This window comes from Flavobacterium notoginsengisoli (genome assembly GCF_042686225.1).
In the GTDB taxonomy this organism is placed as follows: Bacteria; Bacteroidota; Bacteroidia; order Flavobacteriales; family Flavobacteriaceae; genus Flavobacterium; species Flavobacterium notoginsengisoli.
The window spans coordinates 391,034-411,829 of the sequence record NZ_JBHUOT010000001.1; the positions used below are offsets into that span (position 1 = coordinate 391,034).

Sequence of the window (20,796 nt, forward strand, 5' to 3'; positions counted from 1 at the left end):
CCTTTTTTGATTTATTACTTTGTAAACTTAAAATCTACTGTTCAAAATATCTTCCGCAACGATATCAGAATGCAGTAAATCTTCCATTTTCTTCGTCATACGTTGCGCTTCTAAAGCATAACCAAACATTTTTTGTTCATAATCAGCGATAGCTTCGTCAATAGTTTCGAATTTTCCATTGGTTAAGTTTTGAGTTAAATGAAAAGCATCAAAAAGGCCCATATTTACTCCTTCTCCGGCAAATGGAGGCATTAAATGTGCTGCGTCTCCCACAAGTGTAATATTAGAATGTTCTTTCCAAGATTCTTCCAAAGAAAATAGTCGTAAAGGTAAACCGGAGAATTCTGTAGAAGCAGCAAAGAATTTTTTGTAATCGTCGCCCCAGTTTTTAAAAGTTTCGTTTAGAAAAGAAATTACAGCTTTATCATCTTCAAAGTTAATTCCGTGGTTTGAAATCCAATTCTCATGAGCTTTAAAAGAAACTCCAAAATGTACAGAACCATCACGCATGGTATGAGTATAAAACATTTTATGTTCGCCCATAGCCATTACATTTCCGTTACCGTATTTCGGCTTAAATTCGGGATAATCCTGATCCGGATTAACAATTTCACCCTGAATAATATAGGTTCCCGAAAGCTGCGGTTCCTGATCGCTCACAAATTTTCTGGCATTAGATCTTCCGCCATTTGCTACGATAACAAAGTCAGCAGTCGCTGTTTTGCCATTTTTGAATTCTAAAATATATTGATTTTCTTTTTTTTCAAGATTGATCAATTGACTATCCCAAACAACAGTGTCCTCTTGGAGATTATCCAGTATAATTTTTCTAAGATCATTGCGGTCAATTTCAGGACGAGAAAAAGCATTGGTTTCATCCGGCATTTCATCAAAAGTAATATTTCCATCTATATCAGCCATTTTTTCGCCAGTTGGTCTTGCATATTTATAAAACTCGTCCATTAAATCTGCTTTCTGAATCGCATATTGGCCGGAGTCAGAATGAATGTCCAGAGTTCCGCCAGAAATTCTGGCCTGAGCATTACTATCTCTTTCATAAACTGTAACGTCAGCACCGTTTAGTTGTAAAATTCGAGCAGTTGTCAATCCAACAGGGCCACCGCCTATAATGGCAATTTTTTTATTTTCTATAATTGAAGTTTTCATTTTTATTGAAATTAATATTACAATTGTATTTTGAATTTGCTCTTCGACTTCGCTCAGAGTGACAAATCATTGAAATTTGTGGTTGATATTGAATTAAGGAGTCAGCGCTTTTAAAACCAGATTGAAAGTTTCGTTTTTAAGTTCTTCGGTAAACACAAAAGGTTTTCCCGACATAGATTTTCCTTCTCTGTGAAGTTCTAAAAGAGAGTATAATGAACCATAAGCAATGCTCCAAAAAACTTCGAAAGTAATCGGAATAAGTTCTTTTCTTTCGATAGCAGAAAGTATAAAATGAGACATAGTTTGTTTAAAATCACCTGTAATTTCTTCTACAATAGCATCGCCATAAGTAGATTGTTTTAGGATTTCAAAACAAGTAGCTTCCTGTGTAAAATGGAGAGTGAAGTAAATACGATTTTCCCATTGATTTTTAAGTCCGTCCTTAAAAGACATTTCAGGAGAAAAACCATCCAGTATTTTGTCAAAGAGTTTTCGGCCAATTTCGATTCCGATTTTTCGAATCAAATCTTCTTTATCCGAATAATAAATATAAAGAGTCGCAACAGAGATACCGCATTCTTTAGCAAGGCGATTCATTCCAAAACCTTCTACACCTTGTGTAACGATCATTCCTATTGCTTTTTGTTTTACAATTTCTTCTTTATTGGTATCTCGTGTTCTCATAATTCTAATTAATTACGGTACAAAGGTATAAAAAAAATAATAAATGAACGATCGCTTATTTGTGTTTTTTTAAGATTCTAAGGTGCTGAGGTTCTGAGATAGTAAGTTTTTAGTTGCAAAGGTTCAAAGTTGCAAAGAAACAAAGACTTGAAAGTGAATTGCCTCCAGCTTTAGCTGGAGGGTTGTAAAAATTAAAGCTGAGGGCTTTAGCCAAAAAAACTATGTTTTTTATTAAAAGTGAAACGCCTTTGAGCGGCATGAAAAACTATGTTTCTATGTGTTTAAACAAAAAAGCTGAAACAATCGAAATCATCTCAGCTTATTTTATATTAGGAATATATTTTATAAAGTGTTTTTAGGTTCAGCTTCTCTAAGATTTTGATTTTCTAAAATCTCTTTTAAGAATGGTTTTGTCTGTGTTTCAATTTCAGATTCTGGAATATTTAAAGCTTTTGGGTCTGATGCGAGTTGTAACCATGGTTTTGGTCCGTCAAAATCATAACTTCCAAAAACAACAACAGGCGTTCCTTTCACTTTTACGTTTTCTTTATCTTTTAAAATCCATTCATCTGCAAATTTGTAAAGGAATTTAGCGTCCTTTTCTAATAATCGTAAGCAAGAATGTGAAGCTGGGTATCCTGGTAGTTCATATTGATGAAAACCAACTCCCAATTTATTTTCAATGTTAAAATTCCATTTCAATTCCCACTCGTCATTAAATGTGCTGGTTGTTTTTTCGGCTTTCCAGTTAGTGAAAAACAATCCTGTTGGAGTAGGGTCTTTTTTTCTTCCCATATTAGTTGGTCCTGTACGAACTAATTCGCCATTTTCATAGGCGGCAAAAGTCTGTGTTGGATAAGAAAATAAGATGATTTTTGAAACTTCCTGTAATGCCGCAACGTGTATTGGGAAAGGAAGATAATAAACTAAATCACCACTAAAATCTGCCGGAATTACGATCGAATCCTGTTTTTTTAAATTGGCTTTATCGGTTCTGTTTATAGCATAAACAATATTCATTTTAGTGCTGTCAGCTTCATTTGCTTTCAGCCAGTCTTTCGTTTTTTGGAACTGAAAAGAAACTGCAGATTCAGGTTCTTTATATTCAACTACTTTTTTAGTGGTTTTATTTTCGGTTATTTCAATAGTATCTGTTTTTTTACATGAAACCATTAAAACCAATATCAATACAAGTAAGGCGTTTGCTGTGTAATATAACTTTTTCATAGGTCGTTAATTTTATGAAAATAAAGTTATAAATCTGATAGCCAAAAAGGGTTACATAATTTTTTGAATTGTTTTCGGGATTTTCATTTTTAAATCGATGATAAAAAGGAATTGATATCCTGACTCCATTGAATCTTATTTTTTATTAGATAATTTTCATGTCCGGTATTTTTGTAAACATGAAGTTCTTTAAAGCCTTTTAGATTTTTATAAATTTCATCTATTTCTAATCTGCTGACACTTTTATCTTTTTCTCCATAAAGTAATAATGTTGGACAGTTTATTTTTTCTGCATATTCTGATGGATTATGACTAAACCCCCAAAAACCATTTTGTATACCTCCCCAAAAAAGCAAAATTCCGGCCATTGGAAAAGTTGGAGCATGCATTTTATTAAATCTGGCACAAACAGTTTGATACATGGAGCCATACGGGCATTCTATAATTATACCTTTTGGCTTTATTTGAGTATCATCAATACATTTCATTATGGCAACAGCTCCCATAGAAGTACCAAATAAATAAATATTTTTTTCGCCTGTAGATGAGATATAGTCAAAGCAAGTTTTTACTTCTTCAGCCTCTTTAAAACCAATTGTTGTTTGATTTCCTTCGGAGTTACCGCTTCCCATAAAATCAACTAGCATAGTGTTAAAACCTAATTTTAAAAATTCATTTGATTTGTCTAGCATTGAAGATTTCTCGCCACCATAACCATGAAATAGAATAACTGTTCCTCGAAAGTTTTGATTTTTAATTAGCCAGCATTCTATTTCTTTGTTGCTTTTTAATTTTATGGTTTCATATTTCTGAGTTGGGAATTTTTTATTCTGCGGTTTTGGATTATTTACGCCAAATAATAATGTTTTTACTTTTTCAAGAGAGGTGAGCTTTTCTGGACTCTCCGTTTTTTGGGACTCAGATTTTGTAAAATGAGTAAATTTATAAGCATGGATAAATGCTATTACATTTAAACATATAAAAAGAAATGTAATTATTTTAAAATATTTGTTGCGGAATAATTTCATTTCAATTGATTTGAAAAGTAGACCAATTATCTGTTGCCATTTTGTATAAATCGTGTTTTGATTTTATTATTTATAATTAAAGAAATTATATTTCTATTTTTAAAGTTTCACCCTCTACAAAAAAACCTTGTGAAGCAGTTATTTTTACTCTGTGGTCTTCTGTATGTCCTAAAGTTTCTCCATTTCGTAATGTAATATCACTATTAATTACGTATGCAATAATGCTGGAAAAGAAATTAAAGAGTTTTTCTAAATCTACAGGAGATTTTAAGATTTCCATTTCCTGTTTTTCAAATTCAGGTAATCCATAGGTATACATATAATTCCCTTCCGGAGAAGTTTTAATGCCAATATAAATCCATAAATGAACGGGAGATTTTAGCTGCAGTAAATCATTAATGCATTCAAGATATTGATTTCTGGGAGTTAATAGTGTCTGTTTTGCTTGGTACACACCTATTGAATCTGAAGTAGAAAGAATAGAACACAATAATTTACTTAAAAGTGTATATCTTTCTACTTGGCTTCCCTCTGCAGACATAACAGAAACGATTGCATGTCCAGTATAATTTTTTAAATCTTCTCTGGCCGTATGCCAATTGTATGCATATTGAATAGTGGTTGAAATTTCTTCCCCAGGAATTTGTGCCGGGACGTAAGCTACGGCTACTAATTCATTATTTAGTTTAAAAACAGCTGAATTGTCATCTCCTGCAAAATTAACAATAGATAATCCCCAAAAATCTTTCAGGTTTTCAATTACACTATTTATTTTGTAACGTTCGCCGTTATTAAACAGGGGCATCGCAAGTATTACCTTGTTTTCAGTTTTTTCAGTTTCTTTGGTTGTTTCGTTTTTTGGAGTTTCTTTTTTCTTGAAAAAGTCAAATAATCCCATTTAAGTTGTTATTAGATTAGTGTTTATTAAATCATTTTTTAACACTAAAATACATAAAAACTATTTAAATCAAACCTTTAATTTTTGCATGCTGTAACAACATAATAGTTTTAGCATCCGTAATTTCTTGTGATTCAATCATAGCGTAAGCCTGATCAAAAGTAAATTCTAAAACTTCAATATTTTCCTGTTCAGCATCCAGTCCGCCGCCTTCACTTACTTTCATGCTTTCGTCATATTCTCCAACAAAAAGATATAAAATTTCTGTTACGGCGCCTGGAGACATATAGGTTTCAAATACTTTCTGAACTTTAGAAATACGATAACCAGTTTCTTCTTCCGTTTCACGAATAATGGCAGTTTCCGGATTGTCTTTGTCTAAAAGTCCGGCACAAACTTCAATCATCATTCCGTCTTTATTTCCGTTAAGGAAAGTCGGAAGGCGGAATTGACGTGTCAGGATAACCGTTTTTTTTGCTGAATTATATAATAAAATTCCGGCGCCATTACCACGGTCATAAACTTCACGAGTATGGATTTCAGATACACCATTTTCTTTTTGGTAATCAAAAGTAACCCGGTTTAAGATATACCAATTGTCTGATAATAATTTAGTTTCTTTAATTTCAACTTTTGGATTTTTCATAAATGAAATGATTTGTATAAAAAAAACGCTCTGATTATCAGAGCGTTTAAGTGTATTATTTTGTTATTGTTTGCTTTCTGTCTGGTCCAACCGATACAATTTTGATTGGTACTTCGATTTCTTTCTCAATAAACTCAATATATTCTTTTAGCTCAACTGGCAATTGATCGTAAGTTGTCAATCCAGTTAAATCTTGTTTCCATCCTTTAAATTCTTTGTAAACCGGAGTAACATTTTCCGGCTCGATGTTGTAAGGGAAGTGAGAAATGTTTTGTCCTTTGTAGTTGTACTCAGTACAAACTTTTAAAGTTTCAAATCCAGAAAGAACATCACCTTTCATCATCATTAACTGCGTAACTCCGTTAACCTGAACAGCATATTTTAAAGCTACTAAGTCTAACCATCCGCAACGTCTTTGTCTTCCTGTTACAGAACCAAATTCGTTACCAACTCTTGCCATAGTTGCACCCACTTCGTCAAAAAGTTCAGTTGGGAAAGGTCCGCTACCAACACGAGTCACGTAAGCTTTGAAAATTCCGTAAACTTCTTTGATTTTGTTAGGAGCAATTCCTAATCCTGTACAAGCTCCGGCAGCGGTAGTATTTGATGAAGTTACAAAAGGATAAGTTCCAAAATCAACATCTAATAAAGATCCCTGAGCTCCTTCGCAAAGAATAGATTTACCTGCTTTTTGAGCCTGGTGCATGTATTCTTCACTGTCAATAAAATCTAATTTTTTTAATTCTTCAATAGCTTCAAAGAATTCTTTTTCAAGTTCAGCTAAATTGTATTGAATATTAACATCGTAAAAAGCAATCATCGCTTCGTGCTTGTCAGCTAAAGCTCTGTAACGCTCTTTAAAATCTTCTAATTCAATATCTCCAACACGTAAACCATTTCTACCTGTTTTGTCCATATAAGTTGGTCCAATTCCTTTAAGAGTAGAACCAATTTTAGCTTTACCTTTTGAAGCTTCAGAAGCTGCATCAAGTAAACGGTGAGTTGGTAAAATTAAGTGTGCTTTTCTAGAAATGATTAATTTACTTTTGATATCAAGATTGAATTTCTCCAGACCTTCGATTTCTTTTTGAAAAACTACCGGGTCAATTACAACACCATTTCCGATGATATTTACTGAATTTTTATGAAAAATTCCAGAAGGAATTGTTCTTAGTACGTGTTTAATTCCGTCAAATTCTAATGTATGTCCTGCATTTGGTCCTCCTTGAAAACGTGCAATAATATCATAATTTGAGGTAAGAACGTCAACAATTTTTCCTTTACCTTCATCTCCCCATTGTAATCCTAGTAATAAATCTACGGTCATTCTGTTTTAATTTGCGTTGGGACAATCTAAGTTGTCCTACTGATTATGTAGTTAATTTTTCTTTTTTTTTATTTTTTGAATAATTCCTTTCTGGATTATTGTTTTTGCTTTTTGTTTCCGTAGAAATATAACGAGTGATTTGTAATCTCGATATCAAATATTTCTTCGATTGTTTTTTTGATGGTCTGAATTCTTGGGTCACAAAATTCAATTACTTCGCCAGAATCAGTCATGATAATGTGATCGTGCTGTTTGTCGAAATAAGACTTTTCGTAGTAAGCCTGATTTTGCCCAAATTGATGTTTTCTAACCAAAGCGCAGTCTAACAATAACTCAATCGTGTTGTATAAAGTAGCTCTACTCACACGATAGTTTTTGTTTTTCATTTTGATGTACAAATTTTCGATATCAAAATGTTCCTCGCTGTCGTAAATTTCCTGAAGTATAGCATAACGCTCAGGAGTTTTGCGATGCCCTTTTTGTTCAAGATACATTGTAAAAACGTTTTTTACAATTTCTTGATTTCTAGTGTTGTCAGTTGAAATGAGTGTCATATCCGGCAAAGATAAATTTTTATTTTTAATCAATAAAAGTTTCGGGTTTAAAGTTTAGTTATAAATCCCTTATAGATAGGTTAAAAAGTTAGGTTCTGTACTCTCTTGTGACTTTATCAACACCGTCAATTTTTTTAATGGCATTGATCATTTTCTTCAAAATGGTATTGTTTTTTACAATTACAGCGATTTGACCGTGGAAAATTCCCGCATCGGTACTCAAAGAAATACTTTGAATATTCACACTCATATTGTTCGAGATTACCCTTGTCAATTGGTTGGTAAGTCCAAGAACATCCATTCCTGTAATATTGATAATGGCTTTAAATTCTTCTTGCGAAGAGTCAATCCATTTGGCGCTCATAATGCGGTAAGCATAATTAGACTGCATTCCGATGGCGTTCGGACAATCTTTTTTATGCACTTTGATCCCTTCGTTAATCGTCACAAAACCAAATACATCATCACCCGGAATTGGGTTGCAACATTGCGATAATTTATAATCTAGTTTGTCATGCTCTGTTCCAAAAACCAGCATGTCATAATTACTGCTGATAACTGGTTTATGAATATCTTCTGAAGCGGTTGTATCTTTATTTCTTTTGATTTTATTTTTAAAGAAATTGATAAACGAATTGCTTTTCTGCGCAGCATAATCTTTTAACTGCTGATTTTCAATCGCACCAATTCCAACTCTGTAAAATAAATCTAAACTTGTTTTTAATTTAAAAAAGTTGACTAATTCGTTGGTTACTTGTTCGTTAAATGTAATTTTTAAATGTTTTAATTTTCTAACAAGTAATTCTTTCCCTTCTTCGGCAATCTTTTTAGTGTTCTCATTAAGAACGTTTTTAATTTTGTTTTTCGCTCTCGAAGTGGTTACATATTCCAACCAGTTTACGGTTGGTTTCTGATTTGGAGAAGTAATAACTTCAACCTGATCACCACTTTTCAGTTCGTAATTTAAAGGAACTAAACGTCCGTTTACGCGTGTTCCTCTAGTTTTAATTCCTATTTCAGAGTGAATACTGAAAGCAAAATCAAGAGAAGTAGCGCCTTTTGGTAATGATTTGATTTCTCCTTTTGGGGTAAAGACAAAGATTTCCTTTGAATATAAATTCATTTTAAAATCTTCGACAAAATCAACTGCATTGGTTTCCGGATTTTCTAATGCTTCACGAAGAAGATTCAGCCAGACATCTAAACCGCTTTCTTCAGTTGCGCCGTTTTTATATTTGTAGTGGGCCGCATAACCTTTTTCCGCAATTTCGTCCATACGTTCGCTTCGAACCTGAACTTCAACCCAGCGTCCTTTTGGACCCATCACAGTTATGTGAAGCGCTTCATAACCAGTTGATTTCGGAGAAGAAATCCAGTCACGAAGACGGCTAGGGCTCGGTCTGTAGTGATCTGTTACAATCGAATAGATTTTCCAGGCCACAAATTTTTCGTCATGCGGGTCTGCTTTATAAACAATTCTAAGTGCAAACTTGTCGTAAACTTCATCGAAGGTTACGTTTTGAGCACGCATTTTTCTACGGATTGAATAAATAGATTTTGGTCGGCCTTTGATAATATAATCAACGCCTTCATTGTCCAGAGATTTTTTTAAGACATCCGAAATATCTTTAATGTAAGCATCCTGCTCTTCTTTCGTTTCACGAATTTTACTTACAATGTCATTATAAATGGCAGGTTCTGTATATTTTAAACCTAAATCTTCCAGCTTGGTTTTAATGTTGTAAAGTCCTAAACGGTGGGCTAGAGGCGCATAAATGTATAAAGTTTCAGAAGCAATTTTGGTTTGCTTATATTCTGCCATCGAATCCATGGTTTGCATGTTATGAAGACGATCGGCTAGTTTGATCAAAATTACACGAACATCATCATTCAGTGTCAGAATCATTTTTCTGAAATTCTCTGCCTGCATCGAAGCATTTAAGTCTTTTTGAACTAACGAAATCTTAGTAAGACCTTCAACCAACTGAGCGACTTTCGGATTAAACAAGCGCTCAATATCTTCAACCGTAATTGGAGTATCTTCTACAACATCGTGTAATAAAGCCGCAGCAATAGAAGTCGCGCCCAGACCAATTTCTGAGGCAACAATTTTGGCAACTGCAATAGGATGAAAGATATAGGCTTCTCCCGATTTCCGTCTTTGTTCTTTGTGTGCATCAACAGCAACATCAAATGCTTTTCGAATTAATTTTTTGTCAGTTGGGCTTAAAGTTTGGTAACTTATTCGAAGTAATTCCTTGTATTCCTGCGCAATAGCTTTATTTTCTTTTTCAATATCTATTTCTGTCATAACGGCATAGTTCAAGTACTAAAAATACATATTAGTGCTGAGATACGCAAAAAAACAATTCCAATTATGAATTAAATTTAAATCATTTTCTGCTGAAAGGGTAAACGTTTCTATGAGAGCTGTTTTTTATGAGAATTTAGAGTGCTTTTTTATGATTTTAGGTAGGCAGTTTCAGTAAAAAACGGCATTTATTGCCATCTTGCCTGAATTGAACCTAATGTTTCTAAATAAGCTTCAGGCATTCTGTCTTTTAAATTGTCAATTTGTTCTTCTGAAAGCTTATTGAGTGTTTCATTATCCTGGCTGGCAAGCTTAAATGTTTCTCTAAAGATTATAGGTTGAATTTTATTAATCCAGTTGTATTCAAAATCGTTTAAGACTGCTTCTAAAATAAAAGAACAGTTTACATCGCTATTGATTTCCTGAATTCCAATTTTTCCTGAAGTATACATTCCAAATAGGACACTATGAGCTAAAACATCATTAAGATTAAATTCTATTATAATCTTTTTATTTTTTGATACTAATGTAAGAAGTACGGAGTTGGTGATTTTTATGTATTGAAGTATTGAGGTAGAATCATTTTGATTTTTGTTGTCTGAGATGAATGCTCTTAGTAATTCTGGGTAATCTTTAGCTTTTAATACAATTAACGGAAATTTTTTTTCATTATCGTTTAATTTTGCCACATGTACTTCAACAATAGAGGCATAAGGAGTTTTTCCAAAAACGGCAGAAAGTCTGTCAAATAATTTCATTTAGATAAAAATTAAAAAAGAATTACAATAGTTAAATTAATATCCTAAAAGTATTATTTTTTTTCAAATTCTTTACAGAATAAAATCAGGATTTTGACTAAAAACCTCGCTGTCTTTTCGCTTCAAAAATTAAAATTGCAGCAGCAACAGAAACATTCATGCTGTCAATTTCTCCCTGCATTGGAATAATGATGTTTTGTGTTGCTTCATCGCGCCATTGCTGTGTTAAGCCGGTGGCTTCTGTGCCTACAACTAATGCAGTTGGAGTAGTGAAATTTTGGGTATGATAAGAAGTTGAATTTTGCAAAGTAGCACTGTAGAAATTAATCTTTTTTTCTTTTAAAAAAGTAATAATTTCTTCTGATGTTCCAGTTGCAATTTGATTCGTAAAAAGACATCCAACGCTGGAACGGACAATGTTCGGATTGTATAAATCACTTTTTGGATTGGCGATTAAAACGGCATCCAGGTTAGCGGCATCGGCAGTTCGTAAAACAGCTCCAATATTTCCCGGTTTTTCCAAAGATTCAACCACCAGAATTAATGGATTATCGGATAACTTTAAATCCGATAATTTTAAAGATTTGGTTTTGGCTACAGCCAAAATGCCTTCTGTAGTATCACGATAAGCCAGTTTTTGATAAACTTCTTTATTGATTTCTATAAGTTGAAATGGTTTTTGAATTAGTTTATTGATTTCAGTTTCGGTAACTAATTCGGGTAAAAATAAAACCGTTTCAATTTCGTAACCGCCTTTAATGGCTAATGAAATTTCGCGTTGTCCTTCAATCAAAAATGTTCCGGTTTGTTTTCTGGCTTTGGATTTTTCCTGAAGTAAAACCAAAGATTTTATAAACGGATTTTGAACTGAAGTGATTTGTTTCATTTTTTTTAAGCGACTAAGATTCTAAGGCGCTAAGGTACTGAGTTTTTTTCTTCCTGCAAGATTTTTAAAACTTTGCAGGTTTATCAAAAAAGGTTTACCACGAATTTCACAAATTTCTACCAATTAATTTTTAACCATTAATACAAGAAAAAGTTTGTGAAAATTTGTGAAATTCGTGGCTAAAAAACTATTTCTCAAAAACTTCTTTAACTTCAGTTTCAACGGGATGATCAGTTTTAAAATCATATCCCATTAATTTAGCTAAAGTTTGAGCAAATTGTTTTTGATAAAGTTGAGATTCAGTTTTGATTTCACCTTTTGGCGCAATTTCCGGTCCCATTGCGGCAAACCAGATTTCAGAGGCACCCGGAACATCAGAACCATGGTCAGTCCATTGTGCTTTTACTTTATCACCTCGACCGTGATCTACGGTTATAAAAAGAGTCGTTTTGTTTTTATATTGTGGATCATTTTGAATGAAATTCCAAATTTCCTGAATCCATTTGTCTACTTGGTTTGCTGCATCCAAATAGGAACGATATTGTGCATGATGTGCCCATTCATCTGTTTCACCGTATGCGATATAAAGTACTTTTGGCTTTTTATTTTTCAGTTCGTCTAAGGCCTGATAATGGGTAAAAACATCCAGACATTCATCCATATGAAAGGGTTTAAACGAATTATCACGCATTTCATTTAATAAATTTTGAGCAGCGGTTGGTTTATTTCCGCCCACTTTGTCAAAAGCAGAAATTACCGGGAATCCGCTTCTTTCCTCATTTAGAATCCTGTCAAAAGCATCCCAGGCGCCGAACGCAGCTATTTTTCCTTTTAGTTTGGATTGCTGATTTAAAAATTCCAGAATATTCACATTGGGATTGGCTTTGTAACCGTTTGAATTGACTTTTAAATCTACATTTCCGGTCATGATTTCGCTGTATCCTGGATAACTAAACCAATACGGATTGGCTACATCGACTTTATTACCTAAATCTCTATTGCCATAAATCTGCCCTTTCGAAGCAATTTCAGACCAGAAAAAAGGCATTAGTTTTTTGCGTGCCTCTTTAATGTTGGCATCAGCATATTTTTTATAAATGTAAGCGCTGTCTCCCTGATTAAATTTTTTATCATTGGCAATTGCAGGATCAATTCCTTTAAAAACTTCCTGCCATCTAAAACCATCTGTTGTAATAATAATGATGTTTTCTGTTTTTTGAGCCAGAGATTTACAGCTTAATAAAATGAAGAGAATTACGATTGCTTTTTTCATTTTGTAATAGTTTCAATTTTATTCAAAACTACTTAATTTAAGTAGCTTTTTTTATGGGATAACATAATATAACTATAAATTAATAAAAGGCTAAGTTTACATTTGAAAGCTTTTACAAAATCCCTCTGGATTTAATTTCCAAATATTTATTGATTGCATCAAGCGTAAGATTTTCTGGCTGCGTTAAAACCGAATGAATTCCGTATTTTTTTAATTCATTCACAATTAAACGTTTTTCGAACATGAATTTTTCGGCAATTACTTTATCGTAAACTTCCTGAATTGTAGCTGTTTTTTTATTGATGATGGAGTTTAATTCTGTATTTTGAAAGAAAACTACAACCAGTAAATGGCTTTTGGCAATTCCTTTTAAATAAGGCAACTGACGATTTAAACCATCCATGGTTTCAAAATTAGTGTACAGAATAATCAAACTTCTCTGATTGATGTTTTTCTTAATATCAACATACAATCTACTGTAATCGCTTTCGAAGAAATCTGTTTTTATATTGTACAAAGTTTCCAGAATCTTCTGCATTTGTGAGCCTCTTCTTTCTGCAAAAACTCTGTTTTCTACTTTTTTAGAAAAAGAAAAAAGCCCGGCTTTATCTTGTTTTTTCAAAATAACATTTGATAAAACCAAAGAGGAATTAATTGCATAATCCAACAAACTCAAACCATCAAAAGGCATTTGCATGACACGCCCTTTGTCAATGGCCATGTAAACAGATTGCGATTTCTCGTCCTGAAACTGATTGACCATTAAAGAATTCCTTTTTGCGGTAGCTTTCCAGTTTAAAGTTCGTAAATCGTCACCCTGAACATATTCTTTAATCTGTTCAAATTCCATAGTATGACCAATTCGACGAATTTTCTTTATTCCGTATTGAAACAAATTATTTGAAAAAGCCAGTAAATCGTATTTCCTTAACTGAATATAAGACGGATAAGTCGGAACCATTTGGTCTTTGTCAAAAGAAAATCTTCTGGAAATCAATTTTAATGGTGAAGAAACATACACATTTAAAGCTCCGAAATGATATTCTCCACGTTCTGTAGGGCGAAGCTCATAAGTAATTTCTTTTTGTGTTGAAGCTTTTACAGTTTTGATAATTTTAAAATCACGTACCTGAAACTGAAATGGAATCTCATCAATAATCTTAACCGAAACTGGAAAAGAATAGTGATTTTTTAAATTGATTTTTATTGGATTTAAATCTCCATTAGATAATTTTTCTGGTGTAATTCGTTCTGCTTCCAGTCCGGTTTTTGCGATATACAAAATCAAAAGATCCAGAGCTAAAAAAGTACCAAGCGCTAAAACAATAAGCCAGACAGCATTATAAATGTTTGGAAAAATAAAAGCGCAAACAAATAATCCTATTATGCCTGTCAGCACATAGAAGAAGAAATTATTCAGATATAGACTTTTTATGAATTTCATGGTTTTAAGTTTTCAGTCGCGGTTTTCAGTCTCAGTCTCAGTTTTCAGTCTTAGTTAAAACTGTTTACTGCGACTGCGACTGAAAACTAAATATTATCTCGGAATTTCCACCGTTTCAATAATCTGCTTAATGATTTCGGAACTTGTGATGCCTTCCATTTCACGTTCCGGAGTTACAATAACTCGGTGTTGTAAAACAGGAATAGCAGCTTCTTTAATATCTTCGGGAGTTACAAAATCGCGTCCTCGGATAGCAGCAAAACCTTTAGCAGCGTTCAAAATTGCAATTGAAGCACGAGGAGAAGCTCCTAAATATAAAAAAGCATTTTCTCTGGTATTTACAACAATTCGCGCAATGTACTCCAATAAATTTTGTTCCACTCTGATTTGTTTTACCAAACCTTGATATTCTTTAATTTCATCAGAAGAAAGAATGGTTTTTATAGCATCTAATTTTCCATGATCCTGTAAAGAATGTTCTCTTTGGATAATTAGAATTTCTTCGTTTAGTTTTGGATAATCGACTGTAATTTTGAAAAGAAAACGGTCTAACTGAGCTTCCGGAAGACGGTAAGTTCCTTCCTGTTCAATTGGATTCTGCGTTGCAATTACTAAAAATGGTGCTTCTAACTGATAACCGGATCCATCAATTGTAATTTGACGTTCTTCCATTACTTCAAAAAGTGCCGCTTGTGTTTTTGCTGGTGCACGGTTGATCTCATCAATTAAAATTAAATTAGAAAAGATTGGTCCTTTTTTGAATTCAAATTCAGAACTTTTCAAATTAAAAATAGAGGTTCCTAGAATATCAGAAGGCATTAAATCCGGTGTAAACTGAATTCTGCTAAAACCAATATTTAAAGTTTTAGATAATAATTTGGCAGTAATGGTTTTCGCAACACCCGGAACACCTTCTAAAAGAACGTGTCCGTTTGATAAAATAGCCACCAAAAGCTGATCCACCATTTTATGCTGACCCACAATTACAGTTTCGATCTCTTGTTTAATCGTATTAACGTGTTCTAAAAGAGGGCCTAAATTGATTCGGGTTTCAAAATTCACATTTTCATTTGTGATTTCACCTGATGTTGTATTGATCTCGTCCATAATTGGTATGTTTTGTTTTTTTAGTCAAAGATTAAAGAAATTAAAAGTTTTTTGTTGAAATGGAATAACTTGTATTATTTCTTTTTAATCTGTGGCAAATATTTCTGGTTAATGTAAAATCTTTTCTATTGCTGTATTTATTTTAATCAAATCTTCTTCGAGACTTCCGTGATAACTATTTCGATGATCATTGATTAATCTGACAAGATCTTCAATGTCTTTTTCGTCTTTTCCGGTTTTGTAATGCAGTTTTTTTATAAACTCTTCATCCAGTTTCGAAGTATCAATCAGATAATCGGTTCTGATTTTTTCTAAGAAATAAATAATTTTTTTATCAATAATGTTGGTATGATCTCCTTCCTGATAATATAGATTCCCAATGGTTTTGGTAAAATCTACTGTTAGATTCTGCAATGGTTTTTCAATTGGTACAATACGTTGTTTGCGTTTTGCATTAAAAATCATAAAAATAAAAATGCCTAATAGTCCTAATAGCCAAGCCGATTTTAAAGCCGGCTGACTAAAAATATAACGCAACGGAGAATTCGAAATTCTTTTATCATTTAAACTTTTATTATACCAGAAAATATTTCCTTTTGTAAAATAAGAAAGTACATTTTCAGCATATTGAGAATGATCTTTTTTTAACAGATTGTAATTGGTAAATGCCACTGGCTGAGTGTGTAAATAGACATAACCATTTTTATAAGGAACTTCAATAAAGTTAATTTGTCTTTTATTTTTATTGCCGTTTTGATAACCTAAAACTTTTGTATTGAGAGTATCTATTTTAGAAAAATAATCACTTAAACCCGTATTGAAAGTATATTTTTTAGTACTGACATTTTTATTAGCCATCCAGATTGAAACATTTTCTGAAGGCATAAAATCGGTTTGCAATTCAATCTTTAAAGAATCTAATAAAATTTTTGGAAATGCACGCATGCTCAAAAAAGCCTTGTTTCCATGCGAAACAAAATATAAAATTTCTTTCATAGACTGGTCATCAATATTGTTGGCTTCAGAAATATTGATGAAAGTACCTTTGATTTTATAGGTTTCGACATTTTTATTGTCATCGTATTGAGCATCTAAATATTCATACGGTGTCTGGCTTGCTATTTTTTCTACTTTCTGATTCTTAAAAAAATCTTTGATTTCGTGATCGAAGATGTATAATCCAAACGGGATTTTATCATTTACAGAATAAGTAGGAGTCCAGTCGATAGGTTTTGGTTTTCCTTCGTCTGTAAGTAGTACTAAACCGAATATAAAAACGAGAATAGCAATGTATATTTTAACGTTTTTATCCATTGCCAAACATTTTTAAAGCATTCTTAAATCTATTTTCTGTTTTTCTGAATACAATATCATCAATTTCAAATTCGCCGTACCAAATGTAATTGTACAAATAAGAAAGATACATGAATTCTTCTTTATGAGCGGGTTGCTGTAATTCGTATAAATAATCTGAATTTGTTTTTTCGATATCCCATTCGATATAATTACGCTGTGCCATCACTTTTAAAAGCCACAGATAATAATAGCGTACAGCGATTCTCTTTTCGCCCGCTTCGATACTTTCTTTTATTAATTTTTCGAAATCTAAAAGGTGAATATTTTTTTCGGCATCAGAATAAAAAATGGCTTTTTTATTGGCGCTTTTTCCAAAAATCCATCTTCCTTCTTGTTTGGTTAATGCTCTTGCTATAAAATAGATTAACGCAATAATAATTAAAACCATTAAAATCCTGAACAAAATAACAACAAAGTTGAGTGAGCTTTTAACGCTTTTAAAATTGAACAGTTTAATAAATAAGTTTGCCAGCCAATGCTTAAAATGATCCCACCAGTTTTTTTCCGGCTGCTTATACTCGTATACAAATTCCGGATCTGTATATTTTTTTTTGAAGTTTTTATCAAAATGCTTGGTAGTTATTGGGCGGGAATCGACCTGAATATCCTTTTCAGTATATTTAATGCTACTGATTTTGGGTGGATCTACAGGTATTACAACAGAATCCTGAGCCTTAGAAACACAGCAGCAAAAAAGAAAAGATAAAATAAAAAATAATCTTGTCATTACTTGGACTTAAAGTTTTTCGGCAGTTAATGAATTTAATTTTTTGTGTACAATAAAAGGATAAACCAGGTAATAAAATGAAATAATGGCAAGCGTAAATAAAATGATAAAACTGCTTAACCAATTGGGCATATCAATAGAATATCGTGTAATAAAACCTTCCAAAAATCCTGCACTTATGGTGAAAGGAAAAGTACTCAGGAAAATTTTGAAACTGTTTTTAAATCCAATTTTAAATGAGTTTAATCTGGAAAAAGTTTTAGGAAAAAGAATAGAAGCACCTAAAATAAATCCGGCAGTAGTTTCGATTACAATGGCAAAAATTTCCATAGAACCATGAATCCAGATCCCTCTAACACTTTTCCAGAAAACATCCTGCTCATAAAAGAAATACTGAAATGAACCCAGCATAATACAGTTTTGAAGAAAAATATAAAAAGTACCGATTCCTGCAAAAAGGCCATAAAAGTAACATTTGGCACCGACGTAAAGATTGTTAACGGTAATACCAATAAAACTTCCCCAATTGCTTCCTGAGCCATATACAGCCATAGGATTGCCTTTTTTGATGTTTTCTAAAGTCATATTGACATAATCATCTCCTAAAATCAAGCGGACAAAATCCTGATCGTAACGAGCGGAAAGTACACCAATTGAAACGGTGATAAAAAATAAAACAAAAGCATAAGCAAGGTATCTTTTGTATTCGTAAACCAGCAAAGGAACATCGATTTTAAAGAAATCGATAAATTGATTACTGTCGGTTCGTTTGGTTTTGTAAATCTTCTGATAAATCTGAGAAGCTAAATGATTTAAGTAGATAACCGTTTTGCTTTTAGGGTAATACGTTTGGGCATACGCTAAGTCATTCATCATTTGAATGTACAAATTAGCTAATTCATCAGGATTTTTTTTAGCTTTACCGAAAATTGCCAGCTCAAATTCGAGCCATTTTTCTTTGTTTTGTTTTATAAAAGCGATTTCTCTCATTGTAGGCTAAAATATAAAATATGTCAGAATTATCTATTAATACGACACAAAATGTCAAAATAAATTTTATCGCTGCAACTGTAGGCGAGCGATTAGGAGCTTTTTTCATTGATATTGCTATCATAGTCTCTTATATTTACACCATTTCGCTGGTTATTTTTGACTGGCTTCAGGTTGATCGTTTGATGTTTAATCTGGATGGCTGGTCCAAAGGAGCAGTTTATTTAATTATATATTCACCCATTATTGTCTATTCTTTAGTTTTAGAAAGCATTTTTGAAGGACAATCGTTTGGAAAGAAAGTGGTAAAAATTAAAGTGGTAAAAATTGATGGTTATCAGGCGGGTCTTGGAGATTATTTAATTCGCTGGTTTTTTAGAGTCATTGATTTTTTTAGTTTTTTTGGACTTCCGGGACTTATAACCGTAATTACAAGTAAGAAATCACAGCGTCTGGGAGATATGGCGGCAGGAACAGCTGTTATTACTTTAAAAAACAGAATCAATATCAGTCATACCATTCTGGAAGAAATTGGAGAAGCGTATGTACCGACTTATCCTTTGGTTATCAAACTTTCAGACAATGATATGCGAATCATTAAAGAAACTTATCAAAAAGCCGAAGCCAAAAACGATCACGAAATCATTTACAAACTGGTTGCAAAAATCGAAAGTGTAACAGGTATTAAAAACCAATCCGGAAATAATATTGATTTTATCAGAGTGATTTTAAAAGATTACAATTTCTATACACAACATATGTAATAGATTTAATGAAGAAGAATTGAAAATGTTTTTCAATTTGAAGTTATATTTTTTATATTTAACTGATTATTAGTTTTTAATGTGAAAATTAAACTTCCAAAACATGAAAAATAGAAAGTCTTTCCTTGTTGTTTTAATGTTGTTTGCATTCATTTTCAGTTTCGCTCAGGGCGGAAAAAAATTAGATAAAATCATCAAAAGAGATTATCAGATTATCGAATGTACGATTTCAAAGGTGTCTGATACAAGCGTGGAATATTCACTTCCCGGCGAGACTCTTCAAATTGCTCTGGATGTGTCAAAAATTGCACGAATTGATTTTGCCAGCGGAAGATCACAGACTTTTGATGTAAGTGGTGGAAATACCGAATCTCCATCTGGTTCTACTGCAATTACAGCTTCTGAAATGAAACCCAATACAATAGCCGTTCTTCCGGTTCCGTATTTAAATTCAGATAATCAGGAGAGTTCAGAAGACATGGCAAAATTTGCTCAAAACGATCTTTACAATAAACTTCTGGACAAATCATCCAATATTTTTCCGTTAACAGTTCAGGATTTAAGAACCACAAACAGTTTGCTGCATAAAGCGGGAATTGACCATAATAATATTGACGAAACTCCAATTGACGATCTTGAGAAAATACTGGGAGTAGATAATATTGTGGCTGCGAAAATTTCTTATACAATTGGAACTAGTACAACAGCGACAACATATAACAGTGGAAACGCAAAGGTAAGTGACAATAACAAAAAAGTAAAAACCAACGATGTTTCTACTACAACTGCCAATAATCAGACTTATTACTATTACACTGTTTATTTTGATATGTATAAAAACAAAGATAAAATATATTCGCAGACCCGAAAGCCATTTTTGGCGGTAAAAGACAGTTGGATGGATTCTGTTACCTATCTGCTGAAAAGAAGTCCGATTTACGTAAAAAAATAAGCATCGTTATTTAAGAATTTAAATTGTTCAGATAATTCCTTACAACTTTGTAACTTTGACCCTTTGCATCTTTGTAACTTAAGAAAAAATGTTTCACTTACTTGATATTATTGGGACAATGGCCTTTGCTATGTCCGGCGCTTTAACGGCAATGCATAAAAAACTAGATCCGTTTGGGGTTTTTATAATTGCATTTGTTACGGCGGTAGGAGGCGGAACACTGCGAGATGTGCTAATTGGAAGAACTCCGGTTGGCTGGATGCGTGATATGCAATATGTTTATGTGATTATTTTAGGTTTTTTTTTAGCAATTCTTTTTAGAAAAAGCTTTGATAAACTAAGAACTTCTTTGTTTCTGTTTGATACGATTGGTCTTGGCGTTTTTACTTTAATTGGTTTGGAAAGAGGAATTCTGACAGGTCTTCATCCGGCAATTTGTATTGCACTTGGAACCATGACAGCCTGTTTTGGAGGCGTAATCAGAGATATTTTGTGCAACGAAATTCCGAACGTTTTTAGGGAAGAAATTTATGCTACAATCTGTATTTTTGGCGGAATTGTATTTTTTGGTTTGAGAAGCTTAAACCTAAACGATGATATTTTATATTTGGTTACTTCGCTTGTAATCATTGTAATCCGTTTGATGGCAGTAAAATACAAATGGCATTTAAAAGCATTTGATCACAAGTAATCAGGA

At 32.7% G+C, this 20,796-nt stretch carries 20 protein-coding genes; 3 read left to right on the plus strand and 17 right to left on the minus strand.

The window, feature by feature from the left end; translation table 11 throughout:
* Positions 1-27 precede the first annotated feature (27 nt).
* The 17 genes from ACFS3A_RS01520 to ACFS3A_RS01600 all read right to left on the minus strand — a co-directional run bounded on the left by ACFS3A_RS01520 (position 28) and on the right by ACFS3A_RS01600 (position 18,383).
* Entirely contained in the window at positions 28-1,167 is a 1,140-nt protein-coding gene (locus ACFS3A_RS01520; protein ID WP_379823498.1) for an FAD-dependent oxidoreductase, read from the minus strand.
* Positions 1,168-1,260: 93 nt separating this feature from the next.
* Positions 1,261-1,851 carry a TetR/AcrR family transcriptional regulator gene (locus tag ACFS3A_RS01525; RefSeq protein WP_379823501.1) on the minus strand — a complete coding sequence of 197 codons (591 nt, stop codon included), beginning with the start codon at positions 1,849-1,851 and terminating at the stop codon, positions 1,261-1,263.
* Positions 1,852-2,193: 342 nt separating this feature from the next.
* The gene (locus ACFS3A_RS01530) at positions 2,194-3,078 is read right to left on the minus strand and encodes a L,D-transpeptidase (RefSeq protein ID WP_379823503.1); all 885 of its coding nucleotides are present in this window, start codon (positions 3,076-3,078) and stop codon (positions 2,194-2,196) included.
* A gap of 89 nt (positions 3,079-3,167) precedes the next feature.
* Positions 3,168-4,106: an alpha/beta hydrolase gene (locus ACFS3A_RS01535; RefSeq protein ID WP_379823504.1), complete on the minus strand. Its 939-nt coding sequence runs from the start codon at positions 4,104-4,106 to the stop codon at positions 3,168-3,170.
* 85 nt (positions 4,107-4,191) lie between these two features.
* A complete protein-coding gene (locus ACFS3A_RS01540; protein WP_379823506.1) occupies positions 4,192-5,004 on the minus strand; it encodes a DUF4261 domain-containing protein in 813 nt (270 codons plus the stop codon).
* A gap of 64 nt (positions 5,005-5,068) precedes the next feature.
* A complete protein-coding gene (locus ACFS3A_RS01545; RefSeq protein ID WP_379823508.1) occupies positions 5,069-5,650 on the minus strand; it encodes an NUDIX domain-containing protein in 582 nt (193 codons plus the stop codon).
* Between the two features lie 55 nt (positions 5,651-5,705).
* The gene (locus tag ACFS3A_RS01550; RefSeq protein WP_379823510.1) at positions 5,706-6,977 is read right to left on the minus strand and encodes an adenylosuccinate synthase; all 1,272 of its coding nucleotides are present in this window, start codon (positions 6,975-6,977) and stop codon (positions 5,706-5,708) included.
* 95 nt (positions 6,978-7,072) lie between these two features.
* Positions 7,073-7,531 carry a Fur family transcriptional regulator gene (locus ACFS3A_RS01555; RefSeq protein ID WP_029268726.1) on the minus strand — a complete coding sequence of 153 codons (459 nt, stop codon included), beginning with the start codon at positions 7,529-7,531 and terminating at the stop codon, positions 7,073-7,075.
* A gap of 88 nt (positions 7,532-7,619) precedes the next feature.
* Entirely contained in the window at positions 7,620-9,842 is a 2,223-nt protein-coding gene (locus ACFS3A_RS01560; RefSeq protein ID WP_379823511.1) for a RelA/SpoT family protein, read from the minus strand.
* Positions 9,843-10,030: 188 nt separating this feature from the next.
* A complete protein-coding gene (locus ACFS3A_RS01565) occupies positions 10,031-10,600 on the minus strand; it encodes a hypothetical protein (protein WP_379823513.1) in 570 nt (189 codons plus the stop codon).
* Positions 10,601-10,697: 97 nt separating this feature from the next.
* Positions 10,698-11,486: a TrmH family RNA methyltransferase gene (locus ACFS3A_RS01570; protein ID WP_379823515.1), complete on the minus strand. Its 789-nt coding sequence runs from the start codon at positions 11,484-11,486 to the stop codon at positions 10,698-10,700.
* Positions 11,487-11,673: 187 nt separating this feature from the next.
* The gene (locus ACFS3A_RS01575; RefSeq protein ID WP_379823517.1) at positions 11,674-12,759 is read right to left on the minus strand and encodes a phosphoglyceromutase; all 1,086 of its coding nucleotides are present in this window, start codon (positions 12,757-12,759) and stop codon (positions 11,674-11,676) included.
* Positions 12,760-12,871: 112 nt separating this feature from the next.
* Positions 12,872-14,203 (minus strand): DUF58 domain-containing protein, encoded by a 1,332-nt coding sequence (locus ACFS3A_RS01580; protein WP_379823518.1) that lies wholly within the window; start codon positions 14,201-14,203, stop codon positions 12,872-12,874.
* 93 nt (positions 14,204-14,296) lie between these two features.
* Positions 14,297-15,310 carry an AAA family ATPase gene (locus ACFS3A_RS01585; protein WP_379823520.1) on the minus strand — a complete coding sequence of 338 codons (1,014 nt, stop codon included), beginning with the start codon at positions 15,308-15,310 and terminating at the stop codon, positions 14,297-14,299.
* Between the two features lie 108 nt (positions 15,311-15,418).
* A complete protein-coding gene (locus ACFS3A_RS01590; RefSeq protein WP_379823521.1) occupies positions 15,419-16,624 on the minus strand; it encodes a DUF4350 domain-containing protein in 1,206 nt (401 codons plus the stop codon).
* A complete protein-coding gene (locus ACFS3A_RS01595) occupies positions 16,617-17,393 on the minus strand; it encodes a DUF4129 domain-containing protein (RefSeq protein ID WP_379823523.1) in 777 nt (258 codons plus the stop codon). Before ACFS3A_RS01595 ends, ACFS3A_RS01590 begins: the two co-directional genes overlap by 8 nt.
* 9 nt (positions 17,394-17,402) lie before the next feature.
* Positions 17,403-18,383 carry a stage II sporulation protein M gene (locus tag ACFS3A_RS01600; RefSeq protein ID WP_379823525.1) on the minus strand — a complete coding sequence of 327 codons (981 nt, stop codon included), beginning with the start codon at positions 18,381-18,383 and terminating at the stop codon, positions 17,403-17,405.
* 20 nt (positions 18,384-18,403) lie between these two features.
* Here ACFS3A_RS01600 and ACFS3A_RS01605 point away from each other — a divergent pair, with 20 nt between their 5' ends.
* The 3 genes from ACFS3A_RS01605 to ACFS3A_RS01615 all read left to right on the plus strand — a co-directional run bounded on the left by ACFS3A_RS01605 (position 18,404) and on the right by ACFS3A_RS01615 (position 20,790).
* The gene (locus tag ACFS3A_RS01605) at positions 18,404-19,147 is read left to right on the plus strand and encodes an RDD family protein (RefSeq protein ID WP_379823526.1); all 744 of its coding nucleotides are present in this window, start codon (positions 18,404-18,406) and stop codon (positions 19,145-19,147) included.
* Between the two features lie 103 nt (positions 19,148-19,250).
* Positions 19,251-20,099, plus strand: coding sequence for a hypothetical protein (locus tag ACFS3A_RS01610; protein WP_379823527.1), 849 nt, complete (start codon positions 19,251-19,253; stop codon positions 20,097-20,099).
* Positions 20,100-20,187: 88 nt separating this feature from the next.
* A complete protein-coding gene (locus ACFS3A_RS01615) occupies positions 20,188-20,790 on the plus strand; it encodes a trimeric intracellular cation channel family protein (protein ID WP_379823528.1) in 603 nt (200 codons plus the stop codon).
* Positions 20,791-20,796 lie beyond the last annotated feature (6 nt).